Source organism: Candidatus Methylomirabilota bacterium (genome assembly GCA_035709005.1).
Lineage (GTDB): Bacteria > Methylomirabilota > Methylomirabilia > Rokubacteriales > CSP1-6 > 40CM-4-69-5.
Window position 1 is genome coordinate 45,005 of sequence record DASTFB010000019.1, and the last position, 7,969, is coordinate 52,973.

A 7,969-nucleotide genomic window follows, 5' to 3' on the forward strand; every position below is an offset into this window, starting at 1 on the left:
GTGCCCAGTGAAGTGGCGCCGCTCGCCACGGGGCAGAATTACCGCGGCGGGGGATCGCGGCGGGGCACGGGCGTGGCGATAGCCCGGGGCCCGTGCCCAGTCCAATGACCAGACTCGAAGGCAAGATCGCGTTCATCACGGGCGCCGGCATGGGGATCGGCCGGGAGGCCGCCGCGCTCTTCGCGGCCGAAGGGGCCCGCGTGGTGGTGGCCGACATCGACGCGGCTGCGGCCAGGGAGACGGCGCGTCTGGTCGAGGGGGCCGGGGGGCAGGCCCTGGCGACGGTCGGTGACGTCGCGGTCGAAGCCGACGTCCGCCGGATGATCGAGGAGGGCGTCCATCGGTTCGGGGTCCTGCACGTTCTCTACAGCAATGCCGGCGTCCTGTGGAAGGACCGCGACCGCTCGGTGCTCGAGACGAACGAGCAGTGGTGGGACCGGGTCGTCGCCATCAATCTCAAGTCGGTCTTCTGGGTCACCAAGCACGGAATCCCACACGTGCAGCGAGCCGGGGGCGGCTCCATCATCCTCATGGGCTCGGTCTCGGCGCTGGCCGGTTTCACCCGGGCTCAAGACGCCTACACGGCCGCCAAGGGTGGCCTGATCTCGCTGACGAAGTCCCTGGCCATCCAGTTCGCCAGGGACGGAATCCGCTGCAACATCATCCATCCCGGCATCGTGGACACCCCGCTGCAGGCGCCCTACCTGACCGACGCGCTTCGCCGGGAGTTCGAGACCGGGATCCCCCTGGGGCGCATCGCCCATCCCCGGGAGATCGCCCGGGTGGCACTCTTTCTGGCCAGCGAGGAGTCCTCGTACATGACGGGCGCCGAGCTGGTGGTCGACGGCGGTTTTACCGCCGCCTGACGCACAGCGACGCGTGCCCCGAGCAGGCCCCCGCAGCGCACGTTGACCGCCGAGCCGTCGTCACGATGAACCGGCTGCTTGGCCGCCCGGTCATCTTACCCCGCCCTCGGCTCGCCGCGGGCGTCCTCGTGGCCTCGCTGCTGCTCGTCTTCGTCTTGTGGCCGGTGCTGCGGGTCCTCTGGGCGAGCCTGGCCGGGCCGGCCGGCCCGTCGCTGGCCGGCTACCGGGAGTTCTTCGGTAGCCGCCGCCTCCTGGGAATCCTGATCAACAGCCTGGTGATGGCCGGCCTGTCCACGGTGCTCACCGTGCTGCTGGCCCTCATCCTCGCCTACGCGATGACCCGCACGACGGTCCCGGGCAAGCGACTCATCTCGCTGGTGGCCTGGTGGCCGCTCGTGTCGCCACCGTTTCTGGCGGCGCTGGCCTTGATCCTCCTCTTCGGCCGCGACGGCGCGGCTGGCCGCTGGCTGGGCCACGAATGGTCGATCTACGGTGTTCACGGCATCGTGATCGCGCAAGTCTTCACCTTCCTCCCCCAGGCCTGGATGCTCCTCGTGCGTGTGCTGGCCGATATCGACCCGTCGCTGGAGGAGGCCGCGGAGAATCTGGCGGCGCGGCCGCTCGACGTCCTGCGCCGCGTCACGCTCGCGCTGGCCCGCCCGGGCCTGGCCTCGGCCGCCCTCATCGTGTTCGTCCTCTGCCTGAGCGACTTTGCGAATCCATTCCTGGTGGGTGGCCACTTCACCGTGCTGGCGACCGAGATCTACGCACGCGTCATCCGCGCCAACGACCTGCCGGGCGCCGCCACGCTGAGCGTGATCCTCTTCTTGCCCTGCCTGCTGGCCAGTGTCTTCAACGCTCGGTGGATCGGGGCGTGGCCCGGCGCCTTCACGGGCGCGGCGGCGCCGCCCACGGCGCTTCGGCCGACGCCGCCTGCGCTGCGCTGGCCGCTGGCCGCGGTGACGGTGAGTGTCGTTCTGCTGACCGGCGTCGTGTATGGCCTGATCGTCCTGGCGTCCTTCGTCAGGCTCTGGGGCAGCGACTGGTCGCTCGGCCTGGCGCACTATCGATTCGCGGCCACCGGCGCAGGGGCCTGGGCCGTGTGGAACAGCCTCGAGCTGGCGGTCCTGTCGGGCGTGGTGGGGACGGCGCTGGCCCTGCCCACCGCCTATCTGCTCGAATGGAAGCGGGCGAGCCTGGCCTCCGGGGCCCGCGTCATCGAAGGCCTCGGCCTGTTGGCAGCCGCCCTGCCGGGCACGGTGCTCGGCGTAGGGTACCTCCTGGCCTTCGACGTGCCGTCGCTTCCGGCGGCCGGGACGATGTGGATACTGGTCGCCAGCGTCGTGTTCTGGACGCTGCCCGGTGCCGTCGGGACGGGCGTCGCGGCGCTGAGACGTCTCGACCCGGCCATCGAAGAGGCTGCGGTGAGCCTGGGCGCCGGTCCCGCCCGGACCGTCCGGCGAATCCTGGCACCGCTGCTCACGGGCACCGCGTTGTCGCTCTTCGTCTACTTCTTCGTCAACGGCATGGTCACAGTGTCCGCGGTCATCATCCTGGTCTCGCCTCACTTCAGCCCGGCCTCGGTGGCGGTCCTGGCCCAGGCGGCGAACGGCTTGCCCGGCGCGGCCTGCGCGCTCGCGACGATCCTCGTGAGCGTCGTGGTCGGCACCGTCGTCGCGGCGCGCGCCTTCCTGGGCCCTGATCGGCCGCCCTCTTGAAATGGCAAAATTTCCGCCCTCACCACCGGTGGCACGGGGTCCAGGACGGGCCCCCTGTATCGTGAGTAGCGTTGACAGCCACGGGCACGCGCCCTATCCTCATCAGCATCATGTCGCGTGAGCCCCACATCGACGTCCTCATGAAGAAGCTGTTGCGAGTCGTTGAAGTGTCGTTGGGCGCCACAGATGCCGCCCGCGACGCCGTGCAGGAGATCCTGCGGCGCGGCGCCGACACCGGCATCTTTTTTGCGGGGAGCCGGGGCCGAGGCAATCCCTCCTTCGAGCTGACGGGGCAAGATCGGGAGTTTCTGCGCGCGGTCTCGATTCGCCCCGACCGCTGAGGCTCGATGCGGCTGGTTCTGATTCTGGCGTGGGTCCTCGTCGTCCTCGTGATCCTCTGGCCACACCTCCGCCGCGCGTGGACCACGACTCGCTCGCGACGCCCCGTGTTGCCGGATCAGCTCGTGAAGGACCCGGTCTGCCAGGTGTACCTGCTGCGCTCACGCGCCATCCGCTCCGAGCAGCACGGCGTGGCAGTGTACTTCTGTAGCGTCGAGTGCGCCCGCCAGTTCGAGCGCTCGGGGGCATGAGCGCGCCCCATTGCGATCCGTTTCGGGAGGCCGACGCCCAGCCCGATCCCGAGCAACTGGCCGCCGCCCTGGAGCTCCGCGGGCGAAACGCCAGCCATACTCGGCTGACCCGTCGGTTTCTCGCCTTCACCGGCGTGAAGGCCGGGGACAGGGTGCTGGAGGTCGGTTGTGGAACCGGCGTCGTGCTCCGGGCCCTGGCCGCCCGGGTAGGCCCGCGCGGTCGGGTGGTCGGCGTCGATCCCAGCCGGACGATGCTCGCGGCCGCGGCGCGCATCCTGAAACCGCGCCTCCGGCGTCGCTCCATCGTGCTGCGCGCCGGCGACGGCGCGCGGCTGCCGTTCGGGACGGACCGCTTCGACGCCACGCTGGCCCTCACGGTGCTGCTCCACGTCGCCGATCCGCTGGCCGTGGTGAAGGAGATGACGCGCGTGACCCGACCGGACGGCGTGGTCGGGGTTCAGGACCAGGATTTCGGCACCGTGGCCATGACGCATCCCGATCGGGCGCTCACCGGGCGCATCATGGACGGCGTCGCCGGCCGGATGTACGAAGAGCCCTGGAGCGGCCGGCGCCTGCCCGCACTGCTGCTCGCAGCTGGCCTGGAACGGGTCCGCCTGCAGACCGCGGTCTTCCAGGACACCACGCTGGAGCCGTACACCAAGCGCTTCCTGGAACGCCGGGCCGAAAATGCCGTGCGCTTCGGCATCGTCGACGCGTCGACCGCCCAGCGCTGGCTCGATGACACCACCGCGGTCGTCGCCGCCGGCGCCTTCGTGCTGACCGTGAACTATTACGGCGCCGTCGGCGTGAAGCCCGGCCGTCCACGCGGGAGGAAGCGCCGATGAGGCTCGCCGTCGCCATCGTCGTCCTGGTCGCGGCGTCCGTCGTCGAGGCGGACCCGGCGCCGGCGACTCGACGTGCCGGGTTCGACGGAGCCCGAGCCTACCGGGACGTCGAGCGCCTCGTGGCCATCGGTCCTCGGCCCGCCGGGTCCCCGGGCTCGGCCCGAGCCCGGGAGTACATCGTGGGTGAGCTCAAGAAGGCCGGCGTCCAGGCGCGGGTCGAGCCGTTCGAGGCCGAGACGCCTCACGGTCGGCTGTCCATGGCCAACGTGGTGGGCGTCCTGCCCGGCCGGCGCCCCGAGGTGATCCTCATCGGCGGTCACTACGACACCAAATGGTTCTCGGACATCCGCTTCGTGGGCGCCAACGATGGGGGCTCGAGCACGGCGCTGCTCCTGGAGCTGGCCCGGCAGCTCCGAGGCCGGACGCGCGACTACACATACTGGATCGTGTTCTTCGACGGGGAAGAGGCGCGGGAGACGTGGACGGCCGGGGACAGCCTCTACGGCTCTCGCCGCATGGCCGCCGAGCTGCGCCGCGCCGGCCGGCTCCCCCGCGCGATGATCGTCGCCGATATGATCGGCGACCGTGATCTCGGGATCCGCCGCGAGGCGCTTTCCACGTCCTGGCTCACCGAGCTGGTGTGGGGCAGCGCCGCTCGCCTCAACCATCAAACGCACTTCCTGGCCGATCAGCTGGCCGTGGAGGACGATCACGCCCCCTTCCTGGAGGCCGGCGTGCCCGCCGTGTTGCTGATCGACTTCGACTTCCCGCCGTGGCACACGGCTGCCGACACGCTGGACAAGGTCTCGCCGCGCAGCCTGCAGATCGTGGGGGAGGTGCTGCTCGACGCCCTGCCGGCGGTGGAGGCCCGCCTGGCCAGGGGCGACGGCGTGCGCCGAGCGCGGTAGAATCGCGCCATGCCACGCATCAGCGAGATCGAAAATCCTGGCGACGATCCCATCCTGGCCGAGACCTTCGCCCGCGAGCAGGAGGCCTTCGGCTTCGTCCTCAACACCACGCGGGTCCAGGCTCATCGACCCGGCATCATGCGCGCAGCCAAGGCGCTGGGCGCCGCTGTCGAGAAGTCCGGTCTGCTGGCGCCCGAGCTGCTGGCGCTCGTGTACCTGCGCGTCGCCCTGATCAACGGCTGTCCCTTCTGAATCGACATCAACGCATCCCGGGGGATGCAGGCGGGTGCCTCGGAGGAGAAGATCCGTCAGATCGAGGGGGCCGGGGCCAGCCCGCTCTTCGCGGACCGCGAGCGGGTGGCGCTGGAGTTCGCCGAGGCCATGACGGTGACGGGCCGGAAGGTGAACGATGAGCTGTTCCAGCGGGTGCGCCGGCATTTCTCGGAGCCGGAGATCGTCGAGCTGACCGCAGCCGTCGCGCTGGAAAACTTCCGCAGCAAGTTCAACGTGGCCCTGGGGATCGAGGCCCAGGGCTTCTGTGCGCTCAGGAAAGAGATGCCTTCACAGGAGACGCGATGAGGAGGATGAGAGGGTTCGCTGTCGTCGGGCTGCTCCTCGTGCTGGGGCTGGGTCTCGGCACGGCGCTGGGACAGCCGAAGCGTGCCGGGACACCGACGGCCGACGTTCTGCGCGGCAAGTATCTGACGCAGGTCGGCGGCTGCAACGATTGCCACACGCCCGGCTACATCGCCAGCAACGGGACGGTGGACGAGAAGCTGTGGCTGACCGGCGACAAGCTGGGCTGGCGCGGGCCGTGGGGGACGACCTATCCCGCCAATCTCCGGCTGTCGGCGCGGACGTATACGGAGGACGCCTGGCTGGGTCGGGCCCGCAGCGAGCTGCGGCCGCCCATGCCGTGGTTCAACCTGCGCGTCATGACGGACCGCGATCTGAGAGCGATCTACCGCTATCTGAAATACCTGGGCCCCGCGGGCGAGCCCGCCCCCGCCTACGTTCCGCCGGACAGGGAGCCGGCTCCGCCGTTCGTCCAGTTCCCGGCGGCGCCCTAGTGGAGTGGACGCCGCCTCCTCGGTAAGCAGCCGGCCGCTGGTCGATGTCCGTCTGGAGGATCTCTCCACCCGGACGGGTCAGCTCCCGTACCTCACGAACGTCTCGGTGCACATCCGTTACGGGGAGTTCTTCACCTTTCTGGGACCAGCGCAATCGGGCAAGACCGCGGTCCTGAGGGCGATCGCCGGGTTTCTTCCCCTGAGCGGCGGTCGTGTGCGCGTGGACGACGAAGATGTCGGGCACCTGCCGCCGGGGCGGCGCGGCATGGGCTACGTCTTCCACCTGGGCGCGCTGTGGCCCCACCTGACCGTCTACGAGCATGTCGAGTTCGGACTCCGCCAGCGGGCCCTGCCGGCCGCCGACGTGGGCCGCCGCGCCCGCCTGGTGACCCGACGGCTCGGGCTGGCCGACGTCGTGGATCGCCGTCCTGACGAGCTGGCGCTGCACCAGAAGCGGCGTCTGGCGCTCGCCCGCGCGTTGGCCGTCGAGCCTCGCGTGCTGCTGCTGGACGAGCCCCTGGCCCATCTCGATCCGATGCCACGCAAGGCCCTGCGTCTGGAGCTGGCCCGGCTGCACCGCGACCTCGCTGTCACCACGGTCTGCGCCACCCGGGACGCCGCTGACGCCCTGGCCCTGTCCGACCGCATCGCGGTGATGGAGGGCGGGCGGGTGCTGCAGGTCGGCGACCCCGAGGAGCTCTACCGGCGGCCGGTGGCTCGCGCCGTGGCCGAGGCCCTGGGCCCGGCCAACTTCGTCCCCGTCCAGGTGGTCGAGGTGCGCGACCTCGGCGTCGTCGTGGAGACCGAGGGGGGCGCCCGTCTGCCCGTGGCCGGCGTGGGCGCCTTTCGGCAGGGCAGCCGCGGGGTCCTGGTGCTCCGGCCCGAGACGCTCGCGCTGGTGGAGTCGGCCGAGGCACGCGGTCCCGGAATCCCGGGCAAGGTGGCCTTTCGCGTCTTCGAAGGCTCGCGCTACCTGTACGAGATCGACATCCGGGGGAGCGTGGCTGTCAGGGTCGAGCTGCCCGCCATCGAGACGGCGATCTTTCGCCTGGGCGACCAGGTGCGCGTGGAGGTCTCGAGCGACACCGTCGTCCTGCTGCCGGCCGAGGCGGCGAGCGCCGCGCCGGCCTCCGCCGCCGGCTACAGCTCGTAGGTCTTGTCTTGCTCCACGACCGTGAGACGGCCGCCGTCGATCCGGGACAGCTCCTCGGTGATCTCCTGCTGGAATTGCGGCTTGATGTGAAAGATCCAGACGGGAACGCCGGGCGGCAGCTTGTCGATCTCCCGGCGGACCAGCTCGGGGGTGAGGTGGCGCGCCGTATCGGCCAGAGCGCGAAGCCGGTTGGGGAAGGCGCACTCCAGGATGACGGCCCGGAGCCCCCTGAGGCCGCGGGCCGCGGCCCACAGGGCCTGCGTCGGCCCGGTGTCGCCCGAGTAGATGAACCCGCGAGCGCCGTCGTGGATGATGAATCCGGTGGTGGGGACGGAATGGCTCACGCCCACCGGCGTCACCCATAATTCTCCCAGCCGCTGCTCGGCCCCTTCGACGAGGCTGCGGTACTTCAGCACGGGAGCGGTGGGCGAGGGGATCTGGGCGAAGTCGGGCCACACCACGCTGTTGAAGACCGACGTCCGCAGGGCCTGCACCACCGGTTCCACCCCGGCCACGGTCACGGGCCGGGCGGCCGGCGCACAGGCCAGTGTTTCGGTGAGGAAGGCCAACCCCGCGATGTGATCGAGGTGGGCGTGGGAGACGAGGACGTGCTCCACCTCGAGCTGCTCGGCCACGCTGAGGGCGCCGGTGACGGTGCCGGCGTCGACCAGGATCCGGTCGTCCACGAGGAACGCCGACGGGCGCTGGGCCAAGCCTTCGGCCCCGTAGGCGCCGAGCACGCGGATTTTCACCGTGAATAGGGTAGCATAGGTTCTAGGTGTCCTCCCGCATCCTCGCGGCTCGCGCCCTCGTGAGTGG

11 protein-coding genes are annotated in these 7,969 nt (G+C 70.6%); 10 read left to right on the forward strand and 1 reads right to left on the reverse strand.

Annotation, left to right across the window (positions count from 1 at the left end; translation table 11 throughout):
• Positions 1–104 precede the first annotated feature (104 nt).
• The 10 genes from VFR64_03295 to VFR64_03340 all read left to right on the forward strand — a co-directional run bounded on the left by VFR64_03295 (position 105) and on the right by VFR64_03340 (position 7,150).
• The gene (locus VFR64_03295; protein HET9488771.1) at positions 105–866 is read left to right on the forward strand and encodes an SDR family NAD(P)-dependent oxidoreductase; all 762 of its coding nucleotides are present in this window, start codon (positions 105–107) and stop codon (positions 864–866) included.
• A 65-nt stretch (positions 867–931) separates the two neighbouring features.
• Positions 932–2,584, forward strand: coding sequence for an ABC transporter permease subunit (locus VFR64_03300; protein HET9488772.1), 1,653 nt, complete (start codon positions 932–934; stop codon positions 2,582–2,584).
• A 110-nt stretch (positions 2,585–2,694) separates the two neighbouring features.
• On the forward strand, positions 2,695–2,925 hold the full coding sequence (locus VFR64_03305) for a hypothetical protein (protein ID HET9488773.1): 231 nt from the start codon (positions 2,695–2,697) through the stop codon (positions 2,923–2,925).
• A gap of 6 nt (positions 2,926–2,931) precedes the next feature.
• Positions 2,932–3,174, forward strand: coding sequence for a hypothetical protein (locus VFR64_03310; GenBank protein HET9488774.1), 243 nt, complete (start codon positions 2,932–2,934; stop codon positions 3,172–3,174).
• A complete protein-coding gene (locus VFR64_03315) occupies positions 3,171–4,019 on the forward strand; it encodes a methyltransferase domain-containing protein (GenBank protein HET9488775.1) in 849 nt (282 codons plus the stop codon). The genes VFR64_03310 and VFR64_03315 overlap by 4 nt, the downstream gene beginning before the upstream one ends.
• Complete coding sequence (locus VFR64_03320) at positions 4,016–4,927, forward strand: M28 family peptidase (GenBank protein ID HET9488776.1); 912 nt, start codon at positions 4,016–4,018, stop codon at positions 4,925–4,927. Before VFR64_03315 ends, VFR64_03320 begins: the two co-directional genes overlap by 4 nt.
• Before the next feature lie 9 nt (positions 4,928–4,936).
• Complete coding sequence (locus VFR64_03325; GenBank protein HET9488777.1) at positions 4,937–5,179, forward strand: hypothetical protein; 243 nt, start codon at positions 4,937–4,939, stop codon at positions 5,177–5,179.
• Positions 5,180–5,203: 24 nt separating this feature from the next.
• Positions 5,204–5,506, forward strand: a complete 303-nt coding sequence (locus tag VFR64_03330) for a hypothetical protein (GenBank protein HET9488778.1) — start codon at positions 5,204–5,206, stop codon at positions 5,504–5,506.
• A 5-nt stretch (positions 5,507–5,511) separates the two neighbouring features.
• Positions 5,512–5,997: a hypothetical protein gene (locus VFR64_03335; GenBank protein HET9488779.1), complete on the forward strand. Its 486-nt coding sequence runs from the start codon at positions 5,512–5,514 to the stop codon at positions 5,995–5,997.
• Between the two features lie 4 nt (positions 5,998–6,001).
• Positions 6,002–7,150 (forward strand): ABC transporter ATP-binding protein, encoded by a 1,149-nt coding sequence (locus VFR64_03340; protein ID HET9488780.1) that lies wholly within the window; start codon positions 6,002–6,004, stop codon positions 7,148–7,150.
• Here VFR64_03340 and VFR64_03345 read toward each other — a convergent pair.
• Positions 7,138–7,902: a 3',5'-cyclic-nucleotide phosphodiesterase gene (locus VFR64_03345; GenBank protein ID HET9488781.1), complete on the reverse strand. Its 765-nt coding sequence runs from the start codon at positions 7,900–7,902 to the stop codon at positions 7,138–7,140. The genes VFR64_03340 and VFR64_03345 overlap by 13 nt on opposite strands.
• Positions 7,903–7,969 lie beyond the last annotated feature (67 nt).

What these genes read in the sequence shown, in the direction of transcription:
- VFR64_03295 (HET9488771.1), top strand. Translation starts at nt 105, where the DNA reads ATGACCAGACTCGAAGGCAAGATCGCGTTCATCACGGGCGCCGGCATG.
- VFR64_03300 (HET9488772.1), top strand. Translation starts at nt 932, where the DNA reads ATGAACCGGCTGCTTGGCCGCCCGGTCATCTTACCCCGCCCTCGGCTC.
- VFR64_03305 (HET9488773.1), top strand. Translation starts at nt 2,695, where the DNA reads ATGTCGCGTGAGCCCCACATCGACGTCCTCATGAAGAAGCTGTTGCGA.
- VFR64_03310 (HET9488774.1), top strand. Translation starts at nt 2,932, where the DNA reads ATGCGGCTGGTTCTGATTCTGGCGTGGGTCCTCGTCGTCCTCGTGATC.
- VFR64_03315 (HET9488775.1), top strand. Translation starts at nt 3,171, where the DNA reads ATGAGCGCGCCCCATTGCGATCCGTTTCGGGAGGCCGACGCCCAGCCC.
- VFR64_03320 (HET9488776.1), top strand. Translation starts at nt 4,016, where the DNA reads ATGAGGCTCGCCGTCGCCATCGTCGTCCTGGTCGCGGCGTCCGTCGTC.
- VFR64_03325 (HET9488777.1), top strand. Translation starts at nt 4,937, where the DNA reads ATGCCACGCATCAGCGAGATCGAAAATCCTGGCGACGATCCCATCCTG.
- VFR64_03330 (HET9488778.1), top strand. Translation starts at nt 5,204, where the DNA reads ATGCAGGCGGGTGCCTCGGAGGAGAAGATCCGTCAGATCGAGGGGGCC.
- VFR64_03335 (HET9488779.1), top strand. Translation starts at nt 5,512, where the DNA reads ATGAGAGGGTTCGCTGTCGTCGGGCTGCTCCTCGTGCTGGGGCTGGGT.